The following is a 23506-nucleotide window of genomic DNA, read 5'->3' as shown; positions in this document are numbered from 1 at the left end:
CCTGCCTGTATTTAACCTTCTGACATTCCTTCAGGCTGCATTCCTCAAATCCTCTATCGAGCTGAGGCGCGCGGGTGATGGCAGGGTATAACGGCAAAGCACCAAGGGACAAAGCATGAGTCTTTCGATCGATCTGAGTGGCAAGAAGGGCGTTGTTCTGGGGGTGGCGAACGCTCAGAGCATCGCATTTGGCTGTGCCATGGCGCTGGGCCAGGCGGGCGCGCAGCTGTGTATCAGTTATCAGAATGAAAAAGCGCGGCCCCATGTTGCGCCCCTGGCAGAGAAGCTGGAGGCCAAAATATTTCAGGCCTGTGATGTTGCCAAAGCCGACGAGCTGGAGGCGCTGTTCAGGGCCGCCGGGGAGCGCTGGGGCAGCATCGATTTTGTAGTGCACTCCATTGCCTGGTCGCCGCTGGATGAGCTGCACGGCAGGCTGCTGGATTCATCCGCCGGCGGCTTTGCCCGGGCCATGGATATTTCCTGTCATTCGTTTATTCGTGCCGCCCGCCTGGCCGAAGCGCTGATGCCGGCGGGTGGCACCCTGCTGAGCATGAGTTATTACGGCGCTGAAAAGGTGGTCGATCACTACAACATGATGGGGCCTATCAAGGCCGCACTGGAAAGCTCGGTGCGTTACCTGGCGGCGGAGCTTGGCGGCAAAAATATCCGCGTGCATGCGCTCTCGCCGGGCCCCATGCCCACCCGGGCGGGGTCTGGTATTGCGCACTTCGACCAGCTGATGGACAGCAGTATCGCCCGTGCGCCGCTGCACCGGCTCGGCACACCGGCGGATGTCGGCGCCATGGCGGCGTTTCTGGCCAGCGATCTGGCGGCGAATATCACCGGCGGCACGCACTATGTGGATGCCGGTGATCACATCATGCTGTAGCGCCGCTAAAGGTTGTACGCTGTGACGATGTTAATGCGCGAGTGGGTCTCGCGACTGCCCACCGGTACCACGCCATGCTGTTGCAGCAGATACACAAAGGCGCGGTGGGCGTCCTGCGCAAGATCATGATCGATGATGGCATCGATGCGCCGTTCCAGCAGCAGGGCACGGTTGTCCCTATCCAGGTCGTGGCCGATAAACAGGCGGATGTCCCGTTGCTCGGCGGCGAAGGCATCAATAATGGCACGATTGGCGCCGCCGGCACTGTACACGGCACTGATGCTGGCGTCCTGTTGCAGGCACTGGCGGGTGCGGGCATAGGTGGTGCCATGAATGCCGAGGCCGCCAACAATGTCAGCAATCCGCATGTTCGGCGCCTGCTCGCGCAGTAGCTGCCGAAATCCCATCTCGCGTTCTTCCTCACCGCGAAAGCGCTGATTGCTGACATTCACGGCGATGGTGCTGTGCTGATCCTGCAGCCACTGCTGCATCAGATGGGCGGCGGTGCGCCCGGCGGCGCGGTCGTCCATGCCGATATAGGCGCAGCGTCCGCTGTGGGGCAGGTCCGACACCAGGGTGACGACCGGGATGTCGGCCTCGGTCAATTGTTGTACTGCCTGGTTGACCGCAGGCTCATCCGGACCTTTCAGGATCAGCCCCTGGGAGCCGCGCCGGGCACAGCCCTGGATCATGCTGACCAGAGGCTGCACGTCCAGGTCTTCGTGCAGATGAAAGCGTGGCCGGATGCGCAGCGGTTGCAGCAGCGGCAGGGCACGGTGGATAGCCTGCTGCACGGCACTGGTGAAGCGCTCGGGTGCCTGAATAATCACGTCTATATAGAAACTTCTGCCCCTGAAGCCCAGCAGCCCCGCCTGCTGCTCCAGTTCCTGCAATGCCTGCTGCACCCGCTGCGTGGTTTGCAGACGCACGCCGGGGCGCTGGTTGATCACCCGGTCAACGGTGGCCAGGCTGACCCCGGCCTGGGCGGCGATCTGCTTGAGGGCAAAGGCGGGTTTCATCGGCGTATCGGATTCCCCTGTTTCGTTGCTTGAGGTGTTTTTGAGGTGTTTATGAGCTATTTGGCCCAAGCCTCAATGCTAGCATTCCGGTCAGTAAGCAACACCCATCCAATGATAAAAACAGGAGCAGGCTATGTTCAATGAAGAGATGCGTTTTGAGTCACCCATTCGCTGGGCCATGGTCGGTGGCGGGCGTGGCAGCGAGATCGGTCATGCCCATCGGGCCGGTGCGCAGCGTGATGGCCTGTTTCAGCTGGTGGCAGGGGCCTTCGACATAGATCCCGCACGGTGCCGCGATTTTGGTACAAAACTGGGGCTGGATCCGACGCGCGCTTATGCCGATTATCTGTCCATGTTTCGCCTTGAGGCGGCCCGCCTCGATGGCATTCAGGCGGTGTCCATCGCCACGCCCAACGCCACGCACTACGCCATCAGCAAGGCGGCACTGGAGGCCGGGCTGCATGTGATCTGTGAAAAACCGGTGACCTTTAGCGCCGACGAGGCGCGGGATCTGCAGCGACGGGCGCAGGCGGCAAAAAGGGTCTTTGGCGTGATGTATGGCTATGCGGGTTTTCCGATGCTGCACCAGGCCAGGGAAATGATCAGGCGTGGCGACCTGGGGGACATTCGCGTGATCAACATGCAGTTCGCCCACGGGTTTCACAGTGACGAGATTGAAAAGCACAGCCCCGGAGCCCAGTGGCGCATGAACCCGGCGGTGTCTGGCCCCAGCTTCGTACTGGGGGATCTGGGCACCCACACCTGGTTTCTGGCCGGCATGCTGACCGGCTGTGAAGTGGAGCGGCTGTGCTGCATGCGCCAGAGCTTCGTGCACAGTCGCGCGCCACTGGAAGATAACGCCCATGTCATGCTGCAGTTCAAAAACGGCGCTGTCGGCACACTCTGGGCCAGCGCCGTTAATGCCGGGTCCATGCATCAGCAGAAGATCCGCGTGGTGGGTGAAAAAGCCAGTATCGAATGGTGGGATGAACACCCCAACCAGCTGCGCTACGAGGTTCAGGGGCAGCCCGCGCAACTGCTGGATCGGGGTATGGGCTATCTGTACAACGAGGTGCCGGGCATCGCCACCAACCGTATCGGTGGTGGTCATGCCGAGGGCTTCTTCGAGTCCTGGGCCAACCTGTACCATCGCTTCGGGCTGGCCATGGCGGCGGCGGATTGCGACGATCAGGCGACGCTGGAATCCCTCTGGTATCCCGATATCGCGGCCGGCGTTGAGGGTGTTCGGCTGCTGGAGTGTTGCGTGGAGTCGGCCGATAACGGCGCCCGCTGGGTGAATTTCTGAGCCAGCCTGGCTGCGTGCTGCCAGGCTGCCGATGATCCTTTAGCGCAGCAAAAATACCAGCGTCATCACCAGGCCCACGCCTATGACGATGCCCCGTACCACCCGCACCGGCAGGGCGCGGGCTATACCGGCACCGCTGTACCCGCCCAGGGTCGCCGCCAGCATCATGATCAGCGCTTGCGGCCATTCCACGATGCCGGCAACGGCGAAGGCGACCACCGAGATGGACGACAGTACGAAGGACAGCAGGTTCTTCAGGCCGTTCATCAGGTTGAGCTCCTGCATGCCGGCGGCGGCGAACTGTGCCAGCAGCATGATGCCAAGACCGCCGTTAAAGTAGCCGCCATAAATGGCCACCACCAGCAGTCCCGGTGCCATGGGCAGCGGCCTGCCTGAACGGCGCAGCAGGGACATCAGACGATTACCGAAGGCAAACAGCAAGGTGGCACCGAGCAGCAAAAAGGGTACGGCTATATCAAACACCGCCGCCGGGGTGATCAGCAGCAGCAGGGCGCCGCTGATGCCGCCTGCCAGGCCGATCAGGCTGAGACGTATCAGCAGGGCCCGATCCAGGGTTTTGAGTTCGCGCCTGAAACCCAGGGTGCCGCCCAGATAGCCCGGCAATACGGCCACAGCGCTGGTGGCATTGGCGGCAATGGGCGGGATGCCGGCGTACACCAGGGCCGGAAAGGTGAGAAAACTGCCGCCACCGGCGATGGTGTTGAGCACGCCGGCAAAGTAGCCGGCCAGAATCAGCAGCAGATAATCGAGGGGCGTCATGACCAGGGCATCCTGTGCGGCAGCAGTGGGGCGGTCGATAGCCTAACCGTCGCGCCATGGCAGCGCAATTGTGCTGCCGCTTAAAAATGGAAATGATTTCCATAAATAAAGCTGCAGGCATAAAAAAGCCAGAGTCCCTTTCGGGCTCTGGCTCTGGCTCTGGCTCTGGTTGAAGCATACTCTAATCCAGGGGCGCCGCTATCAGGCGCTCTGGGCTTCGTTCTTCATGACCTCGAACAGGATGCGGGCGCCGCTGGCGATCTGCTCCGGGGTCGAGTATTCGCTCTCGTTGTGGCTGATGCCGCCCACTGAGGGGACGAAAATCATCGAGGTGGGTGCCACTGTGCTGATATTGACGGCATCGTGGCCGGCGCCGCTGGTCATGCGGCGGTAGCGGCAGCCACTGTCGGCGACCGCGTGCTCCACCGCATTGATGCAGTCGGCATCAAACACCGTAGGCGGCGAGTCCCAGATGCACTCAAGGGTGACTTCCACCTGAGCCTGGGTGGCGATGCTGTCAATCAGGCGGCGGGCCTGCTGCTCCATGGCCTCCAGGCCCTCGAGGCTGGCATTACGCAGATCCAGAGTAAAGTTCAGGTCCCCTGGGATCACGTTGCGTGAGCCTTTGGGAATGCTGAGCTCGCCGATGGTGCAGCGGCCGTCTTCCTCGACCCGCTCGGCCGCCATATCGATCAGTGCACTGATCATTTTCGCCGTCGCACCCAGGGCATCGCGGCGGTAGCTCATGGGGGTGGGGCCGGCGTGGGCCGAAACACCCTTGACGCTGACATCGTACCAGCGCATGCCGAGCACGCCTGTGACCACGCCGATTTGATCGTTTTCCCGTTCCAGCACAGGCCCCTGTTCGATGTGCAGCTCGAAGAATTTGGCGAACCTGCGTGCGCCCACCTCCAGCTCGCCGTCGTAGCCGATGGCCTTGAGGGCATCCCCCAGGCGAATGCCCTGGGCGTCGGTCTGGTTGAGGGCGTAGTCGAGGCTGAACTTTCCGCTGTAGACGCCCGAGGCCACCATGGCCGGGGCGAAGCGCGAGCCTTCCTCGTTGGTCCAGATCACCACTTCCACCGGGCGGCGGGTCTGAATGTTGTGATCGTTCAGGCTGCGGATGACCTCGAGCCCGGCCAGGCAACCGTAGATGCCATCGAACTTGCCGCCGGTGGGCTGGGTGTCCAGGTGGCTGCCGGTGCTGATGGGCAGGGCTTCGGGGTCGGTACCGGGACGCCGTGCATAGATGTTGCCGATGCGATCGACATGAATGTCGCAGCCGGCTTCCCTGCACCAGTGCACGAACAGATCGCGGCCCTGGCGGTCGAGTTCAGTGAGGGCAAGGCGGCAGCAGCCGCCGGCGTCGGTGGCACCGATCTCGCCCATTTGCATCAGGCTTTCCCAGAGTCGCTGGGCATTAATTGTAGGTTCGGGCATCGACGGCCTCCTGAGTTGTTGTTGCGGGATGGATGCATGACGCTAACGCCTGGTTGCTGGTCTGCAATGTAATGAACAAGGGGGCGGCGTCGATATACCCACTGGGGGATAGCCGCGACCGCAGGCCGACATCCTGGCCCAATCACCAATCACCAATCACCAATCACCAATCACCAATCACGAAGCACCGCGCGCCGAACTCAGAGTCAATACGGCATAAAAAAATGACCGCCAAATGGCGGCCAGAAGCTTACAAGGAATGCTACAAACAGGGTAATGAGCACAGCTGACACGCGGATGAGCCAAGGGTCCGTCAGTCTCAGGCGTGCAGCCAGAATCTGTCGAGCCCTGTCGTTGTCAGATGTGGACACAGTATCTCCGTCGTGCAGGAAGGGCGCCATACCCCTGTGGGGGTAGGGCGCTCCAGGGCCTGGGTCAGTGCAGCGGGATATACCCCCCATGGGATATTCAGCCGTGGCGGTGTCCCGCGTAGACTGGACGCAATACTAGCCAGAACAGCGACGGATAAGACAATGGCGAACAAGAGCTATGACGACTGGAAGGCGCAGGCCGCGGATCTCGCGTTCTGCAATCAGGCCTGGATCGACGGACGTTTTGTCCCGGCCATCAGCGGTGAGACTTTCGCCACTGTTAATCCTGCCACTGAGCAGATTCTGGCCGAGGTTGCCGCCTGTGACAGCGCCGATGTCGATGTGGCGGTGCACAGTGCCCGTGCCGCCTTTGCCCGCGGCGACTGGTCCGAGCGCTCGCCGGAGCAGCGCAAGCAGGTGCTGCTCAAGCTCGCCGATCTGATTGAGCAGCATCAGGATGAACTGGCGTTGCTCGATACCCTGGATATGGGCAAGTCGATCGCTGAATCCACGGGTCTGGATCTGCCCTCCAGCATCGGTTGCTGGCGCTGGACCGCAGAGGCCGTCGACAAGATTTATGGCGAAATTGCGCCCACCGGCAATGATGCCCTGGCGCTGATGAGCCGCGAGCCCATCGGTGTCGTCGGTGCCATAGTGCCCTGGAACTATCCGCTGATGATGGCGACCTGGAAGCTGGCGCCGGCACTGGCGGCGGGCAATTCGGTGGTACTCAAGCCGTCGGAGAAATCCCCCCTGAGCGTACTGCGTCTGGCCCAGCTGGCCCAGGACGCGGGCCTGCCCGATGGCGTGCTTAACGTACTGCCGGGCTACGGCCATACCGCTGGCAAGGCGCTGGCGTTGCATATGGATGTGGATGTGCTGGTGTTCACCGGTTCCACCCGGGTGGCGGGCATGCTGATGGAGTACGCCGGTCAGTCCAACCTCAAGCGCGTCTGGCTGGAGGCCGGTGGCAAGTCGCCCAATATCATCTTCGATGACTGCGACGACATAGCAGAAGCCGCCGCCAATGCCGCGGCGGCCATTTATTCCAACCAGGGCGAGGTCTGTATCGCAGCATCACGTCTTTATGTTCAAAAAGGCATCCGGGACGAATTCCTGGCAGCCCTGCAGGGGGCCGCCAAGGCCTACCGGCCGGGTGACCCGCTGGACCCGGCAACCACCATGGGACCGCTGGTGGATGCCGCCCAGCTGGAGAGCGTAAACCGTTATATCGCCTCGGGGCTGGACGAGGGTGGCACCCTGGTGCTGGGCGGCGTACGCGAGCACCGCGCCGGCGAGGGCTTTTATGCCCAGCCCACGCTGATCAGCGATGCGCACAATGGCATGACCTTTGTGCGCGAGGAGATCTTTGGCCCGGTACTGGCACTGTGCGAGTTTGACACCGAGGAGGAGGCCGTGCGCCTGGCCAACGACAGCGTTTATGGTCTGGGTGCCTGTGTCTGGACCTCGAACCTGAAGCGCGCCCACCGCGTCAGCCGCAAAATTCAGAGCGGCATGGTGTGGGTCAATGGCTGGGGCGATGGTGATCAGAGCGTGGCCTTTGGCGGCGTCAAGGGCTCGGGTAATGGCCGCGACAAGTCGCTGCATGCGCTGGAGAAATACACCGAGCTTAAAACCATCTGGATCCGGCTTTAGTCGTCAGGGAGAAAGGGGCGAAGAGCAGGGCAGGGGGCAAGTGGAAAGGAGAAAGGGCAAGATAAAGACGATCCGGGACGCTGTTTGTCCGTCAGATTAATAATGCTTCAAACCCCTTATGCGAAAGGGCGTTTCCATCCGGAGGCGCCCTTTTTTGTGCTCTGGCGGCGAAAAGATATCGCCGTTAGCAGGCTTTGTCGCCGCCCGGCAGCAGGCGTTTTCGCAGCAATAATGATGTATTTCTACATATTACAGGTTGTTTTTCCTATTATAGGAAATATTGTTAAAAATCGAAAAAATGCCTTTGACGCTGCTCTGCGTCAGAGGGAAGATCCCGTTCAGAGGACGACAACCATGAACAGTAAAGACACCTATCAGCTCAAGACACTGGGCCGCGGACTGGAAGTTCTGGCCTTGCTCAAGGCCGCGGCTGCCCCTGTGACCTTGTCGGCCTTGTCGCGCCAGCTCGGCGAGCCGACCACGGTGATTTTCCGCATACTGAAAACCCTGGAAGCCTGCGGTCAGATCCGCCAGGACGGCGCCGGCAAGGCCTATGGGGCTGTTATGCAGTCACAGGATGAAGGGGCGACTGTGCTTAGGGCCATCACCACAGTACGTGCCCTGGGGGATGTCTATCCGGCGAATCTGTCGGTCACTGAGCTGGCAAGGCTGCTTGCCTGCGAGGCCGCGGATCTGGCCGGTCAGCTGCGGGCGTTACGCAGCGAGGGGGTCATAGAGGAAGTGCGCGAGGGGTACTGGCGCCTGGCCCATGGCTGTCTGGCGTTGGCATCACCGCTGATCGGGCAGGATGATCTGGTCGCGGACCTGCAACCGATGATGGAAACCCTGAGGCGCGAGACCCGCGAGACGGTGCTGCTTTATCGCATCAGTGGCGAGCGTCAGACGGTAGTGGTGTCTCTGCCCAGCCCGCAGCCGATTCGTTACGTGTTGGGCGTTGGCAGTTCTTTCCCGTTATACCTGGGTGCCGGCGGCAAGGTTGCGCTGGCCTATATGCCGGCGACCGATGCCCGCCGTTATCTGGATCAGGCCGAGCTGGTGCCCAATACCGACTATGTGCCTGAGGCGGACGATATCCAGCGGAGGCTCAGTCGAATTCGTCACGATGGTTACGCCATCAGTCTGGGAGAGCGCGTCGAGGGCGCGGCGGGTATAGCCGTACCCGTTTGTGGCGCCCAGGGGCAGTTGCGGGCCGTTATGAGTATCGTACTGCCGGCGTTTCGTACCAGCCGTGCACAGCTTGAAACCATGGCAACGCAGTTGCGTGGCAGCCTGGCCGAGGCCGGCTACCGGATTGATGCCGGCAGTTAGCAATACAACAAGAGCAAGAGGAGAAGAGCATGATTCGTGATGAGCAGCGTCAGCAGCAGTTGCTGGCAGAAGTCCGCGACTGGGTGCGCACTGTGGCGATTCCCAATGAGGATCGGGTGGCCCGCACGGCGGAGGTGCCTGGGGCGCTGGTGGATGATATGCGCCGGCGCGGCTTTTTTGGCTGGAGCATTCCGACGGCCTATGGCGGTCGCGGGCTGACCACCGAAGAGCTGATTCAGGCGGCGCTGGAGCTGTCACAGTGTTCAGTTGCCTTTCGGGCACGGGTCGGCACCAATACCGGCATCGGCTCCGAGGCGCTGGTGGCCGATGGTACCGAAGAACAGAAGCGTGCCTATCTGCCGAAACTGGCATCGGGCGAATGGACCGGCTGTTTTGCGCTGACCGAAAAGGAAGCCGGGTCCGATGCCACGGCACTGCAGACCTCTGCTGTGCGCGATGGCGACAGTTATGTGCTCAACGGCGCCAAGTGCTTTATTACCAATGCCCCCATAGCGGATCTGTTTACGGTGCTGGTGCGTACCGATCCGGATGACCTGAGCTACCGAGGCATCAGTGCCTTCCTGGTAGAGCGCGGCACTCCCGGGCTGAGTGCGGGCGAGCCCTACCAGATGATGGGGCAGGCCGGTTCGCCGGTCTCAGAGGTCTATTTTGAAAACTGCCGGGTGCCGGCGGCCAACCTGATCGGCGGCGTCGAAGGCCAGGGCTTTCGTACCGCCATGAAGGTGCTTAACAAGCAGCGATTGCACCTGGCGGCACTGTGCACAGGGCCTGCCATCCGCATGCTGGATGAGGCGATCACGCACGCCACGCAAAGGCGCCAGTTCGGTGAGCGCCTGGCAGACTTTCAGCTGGTGCAGGCCATGATCGCCGACAGCGAAACGGAAATTCAGGCGGCGCGGGCGCTGATCCTGGAAACGGCGCGCAAGCGTGACTGCGGCGAGGATGTAACCAAGGAAGCATCGATCTGCAAATATTTTGCCTCGGAAATGTGCGGGCGCGTGGCGGATAGGGCGGTGCAGGTGTTTGGCGGCTCCGGTTATGTCGCCAACTACAGTTGCATTGAGCGGCTGTACCGTGATGTGCGGCTGTTTCGTCTCTACGAGGGCACCAGCCAGATGCATCAGATCAATATTGCCAAGCAAGTCTTGCGCAGCGCCGAGGCGAGCAAGGTTGGCTGAGTATCCTGGACCCCGGCGCTTGCAGGGGTCCTGCAATACCGCTAGCCGTCAGGCTATCGGTTGTGACAAGCAATCCTATAACAACAATATCGGAGTGATCCCATGATCAATACAACCTTCAAACGGACCCTAGGCACGCTGATCGCCGGATGGGTGCTGGGTGCCACCGCGACCCTGGTGCAGGCCGAGACCTATCCTTCCAGACCGATGACCATGGTCATCCCCTTTCCGGCGGGCGGTGTGACCGACACCCTGGGCCGGGCCACCGCCTTGCAGCTGGGCGAGGCGCTGGGGACCAATGTAGTGGTGACCAACAAGCAGGGCGGTGCCGGCACCATAGGGATGGCGCAGATTGCCAAGTCCAGGCCCGATGGCTACACCGTTGCGGTGGTACCGGCGGCGCCGCTGGTGAATCAGCCGAACCTGCGCCGGTTACCCTATGATGCGGATTCGTTTGACTACATCTGCCAGTTGTTCAGCAGCCCTATGGTGCTGGCAACCAAGCCGGATTCACCGTTCAAAACCTTGGGCGAAGTGGTCGATTATGCCCGTGAGAATCCAGGTGCGCTGTCCTATGGTTCACCCGGACCTGGCACTTTGCCGCATCTGGCGATGGAGCAGTTACTGGATGTGCTCGATCTGCAGCTGCGCCATGTGCCCTTTACCGGCGACGGTCCGGGCGTGACGGCGCTGATGGGCGGGCATGTCGATCTCTACATGGCGACCGGCACCGTGGTGTCGGACAAGGAGCTGCCCGCGGTGGCCGCCTTTGCCGATAGCCGTATCGATCGGCTGCCGGCACTTGCGACCGCCACCGAGCAGGGCTATGCGCTCAATGCCGCTCTCTGGGGTGGCCTGATTGCACCCAAGGGGCTGGCGGACGAACACAAGGCGCGTCTGGCAGAGGCCTGTCATACAGTGGCCGGCAGCGACGCCTACCGGGTGCAGCTCAAATCGCTGGGAACCGATGTCGCCTACCGTGACGCTGAGGCCTTTCAAGCCTACGTGAGCAAAGTGTCGGCAACCAACGCCAAGCTGATCGATAAGCTGGGTCTGGCTCAGTAGGGGCGGGTCCATGAAGAAATTAACGGATCTCTGGATAGGCGCAGGGGTGCTTCCAATAGCGGCACTGCTCTACGTCACGGGCTTGCCGAAAACGGATGCCATGGAGACCTCCATCGCCATGAATCCGGCCTGGTACCCCTGGTTACTGCTGGTGCTGGCGATGCTCTGCGGGTTGGGGCTGATGCTTTCGGCCCTGTTGCGGCGCGCAGGCCCGTCTGAGGGCGCGGCCGGCATATCAGCTGGAGTCCGGCCGGGGCGCATGGTCGCAGGCCTGCTGGCGATCTGTCTCTATGTGGCCGGTTTCTGGTTCGTCGGCTACTGGGTGGCAACGCTGCTGTTTATCCCGGCGCTGAGTTGGGGCCTGGGCCATCGCAAGCCCGCTGAAGTGGCCCTGGTGACGCTGATTGTCACATCGCTGGTCTGGCTGGTGTTCACCCAGCTGCTGCTCATTCCGCTGCGGGACTGGCCTTTTTAAGGCTGGCACCTATCAGCTTGATTACCTGTGGGAGTACCTATGGATAGCTTAATGACCGCGCTTATGATGCTGGCAGCGCCGGCGGCGCTGATGGCGGTTATGGGGGGCACCCTGTTCGGAATCCTGGTCGGGGCCTTGCCTGGTCTGGGTTCGGTACTGGGCATCACCGTCATCCTGCCCTTTACTTACATGCTGGATCAGACCACCAGTATCGCCCTGCTGCTGGGCACTTATTGCGGTTCTGTTTACGGTGGCAGCATTTCCGCCATCCTGATCAATACACCGGGAACACCGCAGTCCGCGGCAACGGTGCTGGATGGCTATCCCATGGCCCGTAGCGGCCGCCCAGCCCTGGCGTTGGGCTGGGCGACGGTGTCCTCGACCTTCGGTGGCCTGCTGGCCTGTGGTGTCCTGATTGTTGCGGCGCCTGCGCTGGCGCGTTTTGGCCTGCGGTTTGGCCCGATCGAGTATTTTGCCCTGGGCCTCTTTGCGCTGAGCTGTATCGTTTCGGTGGCGCGGGAAAGCCTGCTCAAAGGCGTGCTGGCCGGCTTGTTCGGACTTTTTCTGGCGACCGTGGGGCAGGATCCCGTGACAGGCGCCATGCGCTTTGATTACGGATTTTTCGAGCTGAGTGCAGGTGTATCCCTGGTGCCCTTGCTGGTGGGACTCTTCGCAGTGTCGGAGGTGCTCTGGCGCATTGCCGGGCCTGCTGAGCCGGGTGGCGCCAGCATCATGAAGGCCGGTTTTGAGTTGCCGAGCCTTGCAGAACTGCGGCTGCGATTCTGGCTCATGGTCAAGTCCGCCCTGATCGGCACCGGCATCGGCACCCTGCCGGGTATTGGTGCCACGGCGGCCTCTCTGGTCAGCTATGCCGATGCCAAGCGTACCTCGCCGCGGCGCGACAACTTTGGTCGCGGCGAGCCCGACGGCATAGTGGCGTCAGAATCGGCCAACAATGCGGTCACGGCCGGCGCTCTGGTGCCAACGCTGTCCCTGGGCGTGCCTGGCGACCCGGTGACGGCGGTGATGCTGGGGGCCCTGACGATCCAGAACATTACCCCGGGTCCACGCCTGTTCAGTGAGAATGGCGACCTGGTGACCTACCTGTTCCTGGCACTGATTGCCGTCAACCTGGCGATGTTCGTGCTGGGGGCCTTGCTGGCACCGGCCTTTAGTCGCCTGCTCAAGCTGCCCGAACCGCTACTGATGGCATCGGTGGTGGTGCTGGTGACCGTGGGCACCTATTCGGTTAACAGCAGTGCCTTTGATCTGGGCATAGTGCTGCTGGCAGGGCTGGTTGGATTCGTGCTGCGCTGGCTGGCCTTCCCGCTGGCACCGGTCGTTATCGGCTTCGTGCTGAGCCCGATGATAGAGGGCAGCCTGCGCCAGGGCATGATCCTGACCGGAGATAACATCTGGGCCTTTGGCGCCAGTCCTATTGCGGCTGTGCTGTTTGTGCTTACGGGTCTGTTTCTGCTCTGGCCTTTGTATGGCTGGTGGCGTGGTCGCCAGCGCAGTGGCACCGGTGTCCACCCGGTCTCGGGCGACTAACGACGGTCACAAGCACTGGCCGACAAGGCCAGTGACCGAAAAATCCTGAATTAACCCTGTACGAGGCGGCCTGCGATGGCGGCTGCCTGCGTGCCTGGGGTATAGCAACGTTGCAAGAGGTGAGTCATGCAGACAACAGACGATAACAGGCCGCTGGCCGGTGTTAAGGTGGTGGAGTTCGGCCAGTTTATCGCCGGCCCCGGGGCGACCCAGATCCTTGCTGACCTGGGTGCCGATGTCATCAAGATCGAAAGCCCCAATGGCGACAACGGTCGTCGTTTCGGGGTGAATGCCGCCAGCAAGGGACGCAGCGGCATGTTTATCGCCTATAACCGTGGCAAGCGCTCTATCGCGCTGGATCTGCGGTGCGCCCAGGGTGTTGCGGTTGCGCGCAAACTCGCGCTGGGGGCGGACGTGGTGGTGCAGAATACCCGTGTCGGTGTGATGGCATCCATCGGGCTGGATGCTGCAACCCTGCGACAGGAAAAGCCGGCACTGATCTACGCCTCCATCTCGGGTTTTGGCACTGCCGGGCCTTCGCGCCAGCGGCCGGGGCTGGATATTGCCGCCCAGGCGGAAAGCGGCATGATGTCACTCACTGGCGAGGCCGGCGGCGCGCCCCTCAAGACCGGTTTTGCCGTGGTGGATGCCGCGACTGCGACGGCAACGGCCAATGCGATTCTGGCGGCGCTCTTTCGCCATGCGCGTACGGGGCAGGGGGAGACGATTGAAACCTCGCTGCTGACGGTTGCCATCGCGCTGCAGGCGCAAATCTGGGCGGAATATGGTTGCTCCAATCAGCTGCCGCAGCGGGCGGGCAACGCCCAGCCACTGGTGGCGCCCGCCGCCGACCTGATCGAAGTCAAAGACGGTTATATTGTGCTGTCCGCCTATATGGAGGATCACTGGAAACGCCTCTGTGAGGCCATTGGTCAGCCAGAACTGGCGACCGATGCGCGCTTTGCCAGCAGCAACCAGCGGGTACAGCACCGTCCGGCGCTGATGACCATCCTGCATGACGCCTTCGGGAGCCTTGCCGGTGAAGCGGTGCGGGCAAAGCTGGAAGCCTTCGGTGTGGTGGTCGGCGTGGTGCGCGACTATGCCCAGGTGCAGGCCAGCGAGGATGTTCGTGCCTGCGGTATCTTCCAGTCGGTTGCTGATGGTCTGGGCGGCGAGGTGCAGGTGCCCGGGCTTCCGTTCAGTCTCGCCGATACGATACCGGGCGCGCAAATGGCACGGGTGCCGGGGCTGGGTGAACAGGGTGACGAGATACTGCGCCAGGCCGGCTATGATGATGCGCAGCTGCAGGTACTGATCGATGCCGGTGTGGTTGTGCGGCCGGCGTCACCTCGGCAAACGAGTGCTGCTCGCGAGCCTGCCAAGCCCACTGCGGCCCAGGTGTGAAGGTATTCGCTGTCGATGCCGCGAACCTCTGTTAACACGGGCAGCCTTGGCGCCAAGGCTGTGGATTCTGCTGGTTTTTGTCTGCGGCGCCCCGGGAGCCGATACAGGGGCAAAGGGTAGCAAGGGGGCTGTCGTCGGGCAGCCCCCTTTTTCATCGTACGGCCAGACGTTTTGCTGATATTCAGTTCGACGCCAGGCTGGACAGATGGCCAAGAAACATGGAGAAGAGTTCGGACTGGGTGCCGGTATTGAGCCTGGCGTGGATGTTCTTGCGGTGCACTTTCACGGTGCCGGCGCTGATCTCCAGCAGCTCGGCGATGGCCTTGGATGAATGGCCCTTGAGTATCAGTCCGGTGATTTCCTGCTCGCGCCGGGTCAGCACGCCGCTGCCGAAGGTCGAGAGGGCGTATTCCATCGCATCGCGGGACTCCTCGTTGTGCACATAGTCCGATGACTGGGCCAGCCAGAACTGGTGCACCAGGGCGCTGATGACCGGGAAAATCTGACTCAGGGTGTTGCGTTCGGCCCGGGTAATGGAGCCCAGGCTGGACTTGCGCCCGAGTGAGAGCGTAAAGCTGACGTCATTTTCCAGTGGTATCACCAGAATAATTTCATCCACCAGATCGAACTCGTGATAGCAGTTGCGGTAGTAGTCGCTGCTCTCGAAGCAATCAGGCGCGATTTCCTGCAACCGGTAGACCCCCCCCGCAAGGCCCTGCTGCATGGCGTTGAACAGCGGGTCCAGCAGGTAGAGCTGATCGACGTATCGATGCAGTGCAGGCCCCATGCGCTGCGGGTGATTGCTCAGCACCACTATGGGCTTGAAGGTGTGCTTGTAGGTGGCGATCAGCAGGGTATCGAAGCTGACCAGGCTCTGCAGGCAGTCGTTCAGCACCTCGGGAAAATTGCGCATGCGAATATGATCGATCAGCCGTGCCAGGTCTTTGTGCCAGCTTTGTGAGGGTGGAACGCCAAGGCCGATTTTATTCATAGCGCTGTGCATATCTCTTCGGGGGTATAGATGGAGTTTTTACTCCGGTAGTACCTTAGGGTCTGTTGGTTAACTTTATAACGCAGAACACCGCGAGGCAATTCGCATGGCACATGATATTAACAAATTGTGGGAACAGGATAAGGCGCACTTTATCCATCCCTTTACTGATTTCTCGGTTTTCGAAAAAGAAGGCTGCGATATTATTACCGAAAGCCGCGGCGAATATGTTTTCGATGGCAAGGGTAATAAATACCTCGACGGCATCGCCGGGCTCTGGTGCGTCAATATTGGCCATGGACGCCGGGAAATGGGCCAGGCCATGGCCGAGCAGGCCGAGCGCATGGCGTATTATTCGCCGTTTAATAATCTGTCCAACGTGCCGGCGATTGAATTGTCCGCCAAACTGGCGGAGCTGGCGCCATCCAATCTGAATCATGTGTTTTACAGCTGCGGCGGTTCGGTGGCCAATGATACAACCGTCCGTATCGTGCATTACTATTTCAATCAGCTGGGTCAGAAAGACAAGAAAATCATTATTTCGCGCAAAAACGGATACCACGGTACTACTTATGTGTCTTCGAGCCTGACCGGTATCGAAAGCAATAACTGGGGCTTTGATACCGCCGATCAGTTCGTGCACCACGTGGCCGAGGCCAACTGCTATCGCCGCCCCGACGGCATGACAGAGGCGCAGTACTGCGATTATCTGGTGGAGGATTTCGAGAGCAGCATCCGTCAGCTTGGCGGTGCCGACAAGGTGGCGGCCTTTATCGCCGAGCCGATTATGGGGGCCGGTGGCGTGCTGGTGGCGCCTGAGGGGTATCACAGGCGCATGTATGACGTCTGCAAGAAGCACGGCATGCTCTACATCGCCGATGAGGTGGTAACGGCCTTTGGGCGTCTGGGCCACTTCTTCGCCTCTGAAGCCGTGTTTGGCATTCAGCCGGACGTTATCAACTGCGCCAAGGGTCTGACCTCCGGCTATATTCCCCTGGGGGCGACCCTGCTGAGCGATGAAATCTACGCTGTGATCAGCAAGCCGCAGCGTGAAGGCGCGGTGTTCAGCACCGGCTTTACCTATTCCGGGCACCCGGTGGCCTGCGCTGCGGCGCTGAAAAACATCGAGATCATGGAGCGCGAGAATATCTGCGGCAATGTGCGCGATGTCGGCCCCTACCTGGAGCAGCAGCTGAAAACCCTGCTGGACCTGCCTATCGTCGGCGATGTGCGTGGCAGTCATTTCATGATGTGCATTGAAAGTGTGGCCGACAAGGCGACCAAGGCGCTGTTGCCGATGGAAGCCAATGTTGGCAAGCGCATCGCCGAGCAATGTCAGAAGCGCGGCCTGATCGTAAGGCCCATCGCGCACTTGAACGTGCTGTCGCCGCCGCTGATCTGGAGCCGCGAGACGGTAGACCTGGTGGTGGGCATTTTGCGTCAGAGCATTCTGGCCACGGTCGAGTCCCTGATCGAAGACGGCCACTACCAGGCCTGAGAGCCTGGTCCTTTGCCGGCTGGGCGCGTGTTCGCCCGGCTTGCCGGAGCCTGTCGGGCTTAGCCGATCGTAGATCAGTGTTAAGTCCGAAAGGCTCCTACATCTATAGTTAAAGAAAACAGGTTGCCTTCCATGAGTGACGCTAATAATAACCCCAGCCCCAAAGCCCTGGGTTTCCGGATGCCGGGCGAGTTTGAACCCCATGATGCCTGCTGGATGCTCTGGCCCCAGCGCGGTGATGTCTGGCGTCTGGGCGCCAAGCCCGCCCAGCGCGCTTTTGCTGCCGTGGCCGAGGCCATTTCCCGCAGCGAAACGGTGTTTGTGGGCGTAAACGATGGCCAGTACGAAAATGCCCGTGCCATGCTGGCGCCGCACATCCGTGTGGTCGAGATCAGCTCCAACGATGCCTGGATGCGGGACATGGGCCCGAGCTTTGTGATCAACGCTGCCGGCGAGCGCGCCGGTGTCGACTGGCATTTTAATGCCTGGGGCGGCCTCAATGGCGGCCTTTACTTTCCCTGGGATCTGGATGATCGCGTCGCCCGCAAGGTATGCGAGATCAACGGCGACCGACGTTTTCGGGCGCCCTTTGTGCTGGAAGGCGGCGCCATCCATGTGGATGGCGAGGGCACGCTGCTGACCACCGAAGAATGCCTGCTCAATGCCAACCGCAATCCGCATCTGAGCCGTGGCCAGATCGAAGCGCAGCTGGATGAATACCTGAATATCTCAAAGGTCATCTGGCTGGATAGTGGCACCTTCAATGACGAGACCAACGGTCATGTCGACAACATCGCCTGCTTCGTGCGCCCGGGTGTGGTGGCGCTGCACTGGTGCGATGATCCGGCCGATCCGCAGTACGCCATCTCCCGTGCGGCTCTGGACGTATTGAGCCAGGCCACCGATGCCAGGGGGCGCAAGCTTGAAGTACACAAGTTGCCCCAGCCTGGCCCCCTGTACATGAGCGCCGACGAAGCCGTGGGCGTGGATCTGTGCGAGGGCAGTCACCCGCGTACTGAAGGTGAGCGCATGGCCGGCTCCTACATCAATTTCTATATCGGCAATTCAGTGGTGGTGTTTCCGCTGCTGGACAAGGCCCTGGATGGCCAGGCCCGTGAAATCCTGCAGGGGCTTTTCCCCGAACGCGAGATCATTGGCGTCGACGCGCGGGAAATTCTGCTCGGCGGCGGCAATATTCACTGCATTACCCAGCAGCAGCCCAGCACCTAACGCTTCTGATCAACGTTGCAATAAGTCGACGCCAGTCTCCCGGGGAGGCTGATGTCGCGTTCCCGTTGCGGCGAAATACAAGTATAACGAGGGATACCCATGAGTACTTCCACTGACACGAGCATGAATCTTGAACCTGCGCGACCCAGTCAGACCATAGCCGTTGGTGCCATCGCGCTGGCCGTGATCGCCTTTGCGCTCTACTGCTATCACACCTATGGTGCCGACGGCGGCTTTGGCATGCTCAGTCTGTTGCCGACGGTCGTGGTGGTTGTCACGGCGCTCTATACCAAACGCACCATCGAATCGCTGTTCATTGGTGTGCTGGTGGGCCTGGTGATGACCAATTCGGTGGCGGACTTCATTCCGGCGCTGGGGACCACCTTTCTTGATGTCTTCATGAACGAGACGGTGGCCTGGATCTTTATCGCCTGTGGCCTGATGGGCAGCATGATTGCCCTGGTGACCATGGGGGGCGGCGCCGAAGCCTTCGGCCGCTGGCTGATCACCAAGGTGCATACCAAAAAGGGCACGCTGTTTTCTACCATGGCACTGGGCCTGGTGATCTTTATCGATGATTACCTCAATGCGCTCACTATTGGCGCCTCCATGCGCAAGGCCACGGATAGGGTCAAAACCTCGCGCGAGTTCCTCGCCTATGTGGTCGACTCCACGGCAGCGCCGGTGTGCATTATCCTGCCGTTCTCGACCTGGGCGGTGTTCTTTTCCGGCCTGCTGGAAGAAAACAATGTCGCAGCCGAAGGTCAGGGTATTGATCTGTTCATCAACTCCATTCCCTACATGCTCTATGCCTGGGTTTGTCTTGCGGTGGTGATACTGGCCATCAGCGGCAAGCTGCCGTTGCTGGGTCGGATGAAGGCTGCAGAGCTGCGTGCCGAAAGCAGCGGTGAAGTGCTGAGCGAGGAGGATAAGCCCCATAACGTTGAGCTGGTCGGCGGTGTGGAAAAATCCAATACGCTGAATTTCTTCGTCCCCATCGCCTCGCTGATTTTCTTCACCTGGTACTTTGATATCGACATCATGTCCGGTGCCATGGCATCGATCTTTGTTACCCTGGCCTTTTTTGGCGTGCAGCGCCTGCTGAGCATGGGGCAGATGTTTGATGGCATTCTGAAGGGCTTTGTCGGCATGATCATGCCGCTGGGAACCCTGTTCTGCGGCTTTATGCTGGCCGAGATCAACGATACCCTGGGCACCACTGAATACGTGATCAATGCCACCACGGCCTTCATGACGTCGCAGATGCTGCCCATGGTGGCCTTCGTGGTCATGGCGGCGCTGGCCTTTGCCACGGCGTCCTTCTGGGGCATCTTCGTGGTCGGCATGCCAATCATCCTGCCGCTGGCACTGGCGGTGAATGCTGATATTCCGCTGGTGGTGGGCGCCATGATTTCGGCCTCGGCCTTTGGCTCCCATGCCTGCTTTTATGGCGACTCAACGGTACTCTCGGCCAAGGCCTGTGGCATCAGTCCCATGAGTCACGCCATTACCCAGCTGCCCTATGCGATGCTCGGCGGTGTGATTTCAGCGTTCGGTTTCCTGGTGCTGGGCTTTATGCTCTGAGCCGAGGCTGAATGGGGTTAGAAGAACAACGCCCGGGCAGCAATGCCCGGGCGTTTTGCGTCCTGCTGGCGCAATTAGTGCGCTATTAGTCGTTTGTCACGCTGGCGCCCCACAGCTTAACGGGCCAAGATACCGGTGCACCAAAGGGGTGCCGTATCTTTTAATGCAGACCAGGGATGATTGATTAATGGGGCCTATTCGTCAGCTGACCGCACTGCTGGCCAGCTATGGGTTGCTGTTGCTGGCCAACGGTATGTTTACCACTCTGCTCAGCCTGCGTACCCGGCTGGAGGGTTTCCCCACCGAGCTGATCGGCCTTGTCATGGGCAGTTATTTTATCGGCCTGTTTCTGGGTGCCCGCTATGCGGCCGGCGTGGTCAACAAAGTGGGTCATATCCGCGCCTTTGGGGTCTTTGCGTCGCTGATCTCCATTACGCCGCTGCTGCACATGCTGGTGGTGTCGCCCACGCTCTGGTTTGTACTGCGTCTGATCGCGGGCTTCAGCATGGCAGGACTTATAGTGGTGACCGAGAGCTGGCTCAATGCCAGGGCCGAGGATCACAACCGCGGCGCCGTACTGTCGATCTACATGATTATCAACTATCTGGGGGCGGGCTCGGCGCAGCTGCTGCTGATGCTGGATGACCCGGGGGGCTACCGGCTCTTTTTGCTGGCGTCCATTACCTTCTCGGTATCGCTGATTCCGGTGCTGCTGACCCGCACCACGGCGCCCTTGCCGGAACCGCCCGGGCCACTGCGTATTTCACCGGTGCTCAAGGCATCCCCGGTGGGGTTTTTCGGCGCCATGGCCGCCGGCCTGATCAATGCGTCCTTCTATACCATGGGGCCACTGTCGGCCCAGGATGCGGGGCTCTCGGCCGATGAAATCGCACTCTTTCTGGCCTGTGGCATTCTGGGTGGCCTGGTGCTGCAGATACCGCTGGGGCGCCTGTCGGATCGTATCGAGCGGCGCAAGGTGATTGCCCTGGCATCCGTGGGCACTACGCTGTGCTGTGGGGCACTGGCCTGGCTGGTGATGCAGCAAGTGGAGGTCAAGTGGCTGTTGCTCGGCAGTTTCAGCTACGGCTGTCTGGCCTTTACGCTCTACTCCCTGGCCGGCGCCCATGCCAATGACTGGGGTGACCCTGGGCGGCGCATGCAAACCGCCGGGGCCTTGCTGGCAGGCTTTGGTATTGGCGCTATCGTTGGACCTTTTCTCAGTGGTACCGCCATGTCGGCCCTGGGGCCTTCGGGGCTCTTTGTGTTTAACGGCGCGGTGGCCTTGATGCTGGCACTGTTCAGTCTGTACCAGAGTGCGCGGCGCGGTATGGCGCTGAGCAAACCTCGCTTTGTGCCACAGCCAGGCTCGCAGTACAGCTCGGATGAGTTGTATCGGGCGGTGCAGGAGGAAGGAGGGCAGGGCAAGGAGGAAAGCCGACAGCCCTGAGGGCTACCGGCTTTTCAGGCGGTGAGCAGTGAACTTGAGCGTTAGCCTATGCGTTGCTTGATGTACGCATCGTAGTCCGGCACCCGGTATTCGTGGCTCTGGTTCATCAGTGCTGAGCCGATCACAAAGTCCGCGGTGCTGCGGTTGCAGGCCACAGGCACATTCCAGACAGCGGCAATGCGCAGCAGCGCCTTGACGTCCGGGTCATGGGGCATGGGCTCGAACGGGTCCCAGAAGAAGATCACCATGTCGATCTGCTGGTCAACCAGCATGGCGCCGATCTGCTGATCACCGCCCAGGGGGCCACTGATCAGTTTGTTGATCTGCAGCTGCAATTCCTGTTCCAGCATATGGCCGGTGGTGCCGGTGGCAAACAGCTGGTGCTGGCTCAGTTGCTGCAGATTCTGGCGTGACCAGTCAATCAACTCGTGTTTCATATTGTCGTGGGCAATCAGCGCAATGCGCTTGCGGGCCGGCATCTGAATCACTTTCTGCTGCATCGGATCTCCTTCGGGGTTGAGGGCTGCCTTAGCGTCCTGCTGCTTCGGCCGTCTTGCGACGCTGTTCGTTGAAGTACTCGATCAGGTGCCGGGTCGAACTGTCATGTTTGTCCGATACGGAACCGCCGGTCAGCTCCGGCAGTATCTGCTTGGCCAGGGTCTTGCCAAGCTCGACGCCCCACTGGTCAAAGGAACAGATATCCCAGATCACGCCCTGCACAAAAATCTTGTGTTCGTACAGCGCAATAAGCGCGCCCAGGGTGCGCGGATCAAGGCGTTCCAGCAGCAGGGTGTTGGTCGGACGATCGCCGGCGTGCACCTTGTGGGGAATCAGCGCATTGATGGCGTCGGGCTTCATGCCCTTGGCTTCCAGGTCGCGGCGCACTTCGCCTTCGTCGATGCCGTTCATCAGGGCTTCGGTCTGGGCGAAAAAATTGGCCATGAGGTTTTCATGGTGGCCTCGCACTGGCGTGCTGCTTTCAATCGAGCCGATGAAGTCGGCCGGCACCACGGTCTTGCTCTGGTGCAGATACTGATAGAAGGCGTGCTGACCGTCGATGCCCAGGGAGCCCCAGATGATGGAACCGGTGCTGTAGGGAACCTGGTTGCCTTCATGGTCGACCGATTTGCCGTTACTTTCCATATCGGCCTGCTGCAGGTAGGCGGCGAAGCGCGCCAGAGGCCAGTCGTAGGGCAGAATCGCCTGGGACTGACGGCCCAGGAAGGTGCTGTTCCACAGGCCAACCAGTGCCAGCAGGACCGGTGCGTTTTTCTCCATGGGCGCATCCCGGAAATGGATGTCCATTTCGTGCGCGCCGGTCAACAGTTGTTCGAACTGTTTGAAGCCCAGACACAGGGCGATGGGCAGGCCGATCACGGACCACAGTGAATAACGACCGCCGACCCAGTCCCACATCTGGAAGGTGTTCTCACGCTTGATACCAAAGGCTTTCACCGCCTCGTGGTTAGTGGATACGGCCACGAAGTGGCTGCCCACCGCACGCTCGTCAAAGGCGGAGGACATCAGCCAGTTACGTGCGGTCTGGGCGTTGGTCATGGTTTCGCTGGTGGTGAAGGTCTTGGAGGCCACCACAAACATGACGCGCTCGGGGTTGAGCGGGCGCAGCACGTTGGCAATTTCAACGCCGTCGACGTTGGAGACGAAATGTACCTTGATGCGGTCATCGGCATAGCGCCGCAGCGCCTGGGTCACCATGCGCGGACCCAGATCCGAACCGCCGACACCGATGTTGACCACGTCGGTGATGCGCTTGCCGGAATAGCCACGCCACTCGCCCTTGCGAACCGAATCGACAAAGACTTTCATGCGGCCGAGTTCGTGGTTGACCACCTCCATGACATTTTCGCCATCGAGGTATACCGGTGTATTGGTGCGGTTGCGCAGGGCTGTATGCAGTACGGCGCGGTTTTCGGTGGAGTTGATACGGTCGCCGTGGAACATGCGCTCGCGCCAGTTTTCAACGCCGGCGGCTTTGGCCAGATCCAGCAGGCCTTTCATGGTTTCGTCCGTGACCGGATTTTTGGAGTAATCCAGCAGGATATTCTGCACTCGAATCGAATATTTTTCGTAACGGTTCGGATCCTGTTCGAACAGATCGCGCAGGTGAACGTCGCCAATGTCGCCGGCGTGCTGTTGCAGAAATTTCCAGGCGTCAGAATCTGAGATGTTGGCCATCTCGGGCTCCTCTTATTAGGGTTACCGATCAACGGTCGTAGACCAGGATGAATCTTAGTTGTGTTAATTTACGTAA

General features: G+C 60.7%; 19 protein-coding genes. 13 read left to right on the top strand and 6 right to left on the bottom strand.

Annotation, left to right across the window (positions count from 1 at the left end; all coding sequences use genetic code 11):
* The first annotated feature begins 115 nt into the window (after window positions 1-115).
* The gene (gene fabI, locus A8C75_RS14435; protein WP_193788198.1) at window positions 116-889 is read left to right on the top strand and encodes an enoyl-ACP reductase FabI; all 774 of its coding nucleotides are present in this window, start codon (window positions 116-118) and stop codon (window positions 887-889) included.
* Window positions 890-894: 5 nt separating this feature from the next.
* Here fabI and A8C75_RS14430 read toward each other — a convergent pair whose 3' ends face one another.
* Entirely contained in the window at window positions 895-1908 is a 1014-nt protein-coding gene (locus A8C75_RS14430) for a LacI family DNA-binding transcriptional regulator (RefSeq protein WP_067383765.1), read from the bottom strand.
* A gap of 133 nt (window positions 1909-2041) precedes the next feature.
* On the opposite strand from A8C75_RS14430, the gene A8C75_RS14425 reads away from it, so the two are divergent.
* Window positions 2042-3214 carry a Gfo/Idh/MocA family protein gene (locus A8C75_RS14425; protein ID WP_067383759.1) on the top strand — a complete coding sequence of 391 codons (1173 nt, stop codon included), beginning with the start codon at window positions 2042-2044 and terminating at the stop codon, window positions 3212-3214.
* Between the two features lie 39 nt (window positions 3215-3253).
* On the opposite strand, the gene A8C75_RS14420 is transcribed toward A8C75_RS14425, so the two are convergent.
* Window positions 3254-3994: a sulfite exporter TauE/SafE family protein gene (locus tag A8C75_RS14420; RefSeq protein WP_067383758.1), complete on the bottom strand. Its 741-nt coding sequence runs from the start codon at window positions 3992-3994 to the stop codon at window positions 3254-3256.
* A gap of 201 nt (window positions 3995-4195) precedes the next feature.
* A complete protein-coding gene (locus A8C75_RS14415) occupies window positions 4196-5434 on the bottom strand; it encodes a Zn-dependent hydrolase (protein WP_067383755.1) in 1239 nt (412 codons plus the stop codon).
* A gap of 533 nt (window positions 5435-5967) precedes the next feature.
* On the opposite strand from A8C75_RS14415, the gene A8C75_RS14410 reads away from it, so the two are divergent.
* The 7 genes from A8C75_RS14410 (at window position 5968) to A8C75_RS14380 (ending at window position 14484) form a co-directional block, all read left to right on the top strand.
* Window positions 5968-7461 (top strand): aldehyde dehydrogenase, encoded by a 1494-nt coding sequence (locus A8C75_RS14410; RefSeq protein WP_067383752.1) that lies wholly within the window; start codon window positions 5968-5970, stop codon window positions 7459-7461.
* A gap of 354 nt (window positions 7462-7815) precedes the next feature.
* Window positions 7816-8790 carry an IclR family transcriptional regulator gene (locus A8C75_RS14405; protein WP_067383749.1) on the top strand — a complete coding sequence of 325 codons (975 nt, stop codon included), beginning with the start codon at window positions 7816-7818 and terminating at the stop codon, window positions 8788-8790.
* Window positions 8791-8819: 29 nt separating this feature from the next.
* Complete coding sequence (locus tag A8C75_RS14400; protein ID WP_067383746.1) at window positions 8820-9989, top strand: acyl-CoA dehydrogenase family protein; 1170 nt, start codon at window positions 8820-8822, stop codon at window positions 9987-9989.
* A 102-nt stretch (window positions 9990-10091) separates the two neighbouring features.
* On the top strand, window positions 10092-11054 hold the full coding sequence (locus tag A8C75_RS14395; RefSeq protein ID WP_067383743.1) for a Bug family tripartite tricarboxylate transporter substrate binding protein: 963 nt from the start codon (window positions 10092-10094) through the stop codon (window positions 11052-11054).
* Between the two features lie 10 nt (window positions 11055-11064).
* A complete protein-coding gene (locus A8C75_RS23135) occupies window positions 11065-11529 on the top strand; it encodes a tripartite tricarboxylate transporter TctB family protein (RefSeq protein WP_084784083.1) in 465 nt (154 codons plus the stop codon).
* A gap of 51 nt (window positions 11530-11580) precedes the next feature.
* Window positions 11581-13080 carry a tripartite tricarboxylate transporter permease gene (locus A8C75_RS14385; protein WP_227819932.1) on the top strand — a complete coding sequence of 500 codons (1500 nt, stop codon included), beginning with the start codon at window positions 11581-11583 and terminating at the stop codon, window positions 13078-13080.
* 126 nt (window positions 13081-13206) lie between these two features.
* Window positions 13207-14484 (top strand): CaiB/BaiF CoA transferase family protein, encoded by a 1278-nt coding sequence (locus A8C75_RS14380; RefSeq protein WP_067383734.1) that lies wholly within the window; start codon window positions 13207-13209, stop codon window positions 14482-14484.
* 181 nt (window positions 14485-14665) lie between these two features.
* Here A8C75_RS14380 and A8C75_RS14375 read toward each other — a convergent pair whose 3' ends face one another.
* Window positions 14666-15475, bottom strand: a complete 810-nt coding sequence (locus A8C75_RS14375; RefSeq protein WP_067387344.1) for a helix-turn-helix transcriptional regulator — start codon at window positions 15473-15475, stop codon at window positions 14666-14668.
* 106 nt (window positions 15476-15581) lie between these two features.
* On the opposite strand from A8C75_RS14375, the gene A8C75_RS14370 reads away from it, so the two are divergent.
* The 4 genes from A8C75_RS14370 to A8C75_RS14355 all read left to right on the top strand — a co-directional run bounded on the left by A8C75_RS14370 (window position 15582) and on the right by A8C75_RS14355 (window position 21234).
* Entirely contained in the window at window positions 15582-16973 is a 1392-nt protein-coding gene (locus tag A8C75_RS14370) for an aminotransferase (protein ID WP_067383732.1), read from the top strand.
* A 132-nt stretch (window positions 16974-17105) separates the two neighbouring features.
* Window positions 17106-18203 carry an agmatine deiminase gene (gene aguA, locus A8C75_RS14365; protein ID WP_067383728.1) on the top strand — a complete coding sequence of 366 codons (1098 nt, stop codon included), beginning with the start codon at window positions 17106-17108 and terminating at the stop codon, window positions 18201-18203.
* A gap of 99 nt (window positions 18204-18302) precedes the next feature.
* Window positions 18303-19787: a Na+/H+ antiporter NhaC family protein gene (locus tag A8C75_RS14360; RefSeq protein ID WP_227819931.1), complete on the top strand. Its 1485-nt coding sequence runs from the start codon at window positions 18303-18305 to the stop codon at window positions 19785-19787.
* A gap of 187 nt (window positions 19788-19974) precedes the next feature.
* Window positions 19975-21234 carry an MFS transporter gene (locus A8C75_RS14355; RefSeq protein WP_067383723.1) on the top strand — a complete coding sequence of 420 codons (1260 nt, stop codon included), beginning with the start codon at window positions 19975-19977 and terminating at the stop codon, window positions 21232-21234.
* Window positions 21235-21275: 41 nt separating this feature from the next.
* Here the strand turns inward: A8C75_RS14355 and A8C75_RS14350 are convergent, their stop codons facing one another.
* Window positions 21276-21734 (bottom strand): methylglyoxal synthase, encoded by a 459-nt coding sequence (locus A8C75_RS14350; RefSeq protein WP_067383721.1) that lies wholly within the window; start codon window positions 21732-21734, stop codon window positions 21276-21278.
* A 28-nt stretch (window positions 21735-21762) separates the two neighbouring features.
* Entirely contained in the window at window positions 21763-23430 is a 1668-nt protein-coding gene (pgi, locus tag A8C75_RS14345; RefSeq protein ID WP_067383718.1) for a glucose-6-phosphate isomerase, read from the bottom strand.
* Window positions 23431-23506 lie beyond the last annotated feature (76 nt).

The organism is Marinobacterium aestuarii (assembly GCF_001651805.1).
GTDB classification, from domain to species: Bacteria; Pseudomonadota; Gammaproteobacteria; order Pseudomonadales; family Balneatricaceae; genus Marinobacterium_A; species Marinobacterium_A aestuarii.
Note: the sequence above shows the minus strand (reverse complement) of the source record. Positions and strands in the feature narration are given on the sequence as shown.

Coding starts and splice junctions, on each gene's coding strand:
- A8C75_RS14410 (WP_067383752.1), top strand. CDS start 5,968: ATGGCGAACAAGAGCTATGACGACTGGAAGGCGCAGGCCGCGGATCTC.
- A8C75_RS14395 (WP_067383743.1), top strand. CDS start 10,092: ATGATCAATACAACCTTCAAACGGACCCTAGGCACGCTGATCGCCGGA.
- A8C75_RS14415 (WP_067383755.1), bottom strand. CDS start 5,434: ATGCCCGAACCTACAATTAATGCCCAGCGACTCTGGGAAAGCCTGATG.
- pgi (WP_067383718.1), bottom strand. CDS start 23,430: ATGGCCAACATCTCAGATTCTGACGCCTGGAAATTTCTGCAACAGCAC.
- aguA (WP_067383728.1), top strand. CDS start 17,106: ATGAGTGACGCTAATAATAACCCCAGCCCCAAAGCCCTGGGTTTCCGG.
- A8C75_RS14370 (WP_067383732.1), top strand. CDS start 15,582: ATGGCACATGATATTAACAAATTGTGGGAACAGGATAAGGCGCACTTT.
- A8C75_RS23135 (WP_084784083.1), top strand. CDS start 11,065: ATGAAGAAATTAACGGATCTCTGGATAGGCGCAGGGGTGCTTCCAATA.
- A8C75_RS14350 (WP_067383721.1), bottom strand. CDS start 21,734: ATGCAGCAGAAAGTGATTCAGATGCCGGCCCGCAAGCGCATTGCGCTG.
- A8C75_RS14420 (WP_067383758.1), bottom strand. CDS start 3,994: ATGACGCCCCTCGATTATCTGCTGCTGATTCTGGCCGGCTACTTTGCC.
- A8C75_RS14400 (WP_067383746.1), top strand. CDS start 8,820: ATGATTCGTGATGAGCAGCGTCAGCAGCAGTTGCTGGCAGAAGTCCGC.
- A8C75_RS14380 (WP_067383734.1), top strand. CDS start 13,207: ATGCAGACAACAGACGATAACAGGCCGCTGGCCGGTGTTAAGGTGGTG.
- A8C75_RS14385 (WP_227819932.1), top strand. CDS start 11,581: ATGACCGCGCTTATGATGCTGGCAGCGCCGGCGGCGCTGATGGCGGTT.
- fabI (WP_193788198.1), top strand. CDS start 116: ATGAGTCTTTCGATCGATCTGAGTGGCAAGAAGGGCGTTGTTCTGGGG.
- A8C75_RS14430 (WP_067383765.1), bottom strand. CDS start 1,908: ATGAAACCCGCCTTTGCCCTCAAGCAGATCGCCGCCCAGGCCGGGGTC.
- A8C75_RS14355 (WP_067383723.1), top strand. CDS start 19,975: ATGGGGCCTATTCGTCAGCTGACCGCACTGCTGGCCAGCTATGGGTTG.
- A8C75_RS14375 (WP_067387344.1), bottom strand. CDS start 15,475: ATGAATAAAATCGGCCTTGGCGTTCCACCCTCACAAAGCTGGCACAAA.
- A8C75_RS14360 (WP_227819931.1), top strand. CDS start 18,303: ATGAGTACTTCCACTGACACGAGCATGAATCTTGAACCTGCGCGACCC.
- A8C75_RS14425 (WP_067383759.1), top strand. CDS start 2,042: ATGTTCAATGAAGAGATGCGTTTTGAGTCACCCATTCGCTGGGCCATG.
- A8C75_RS14405 (WP_067383749.1), top strand. CDS start 7,816: ATGAACAGTAAAGACACCTATCAGCTCAAGACACTGGGCCGCGGACTG.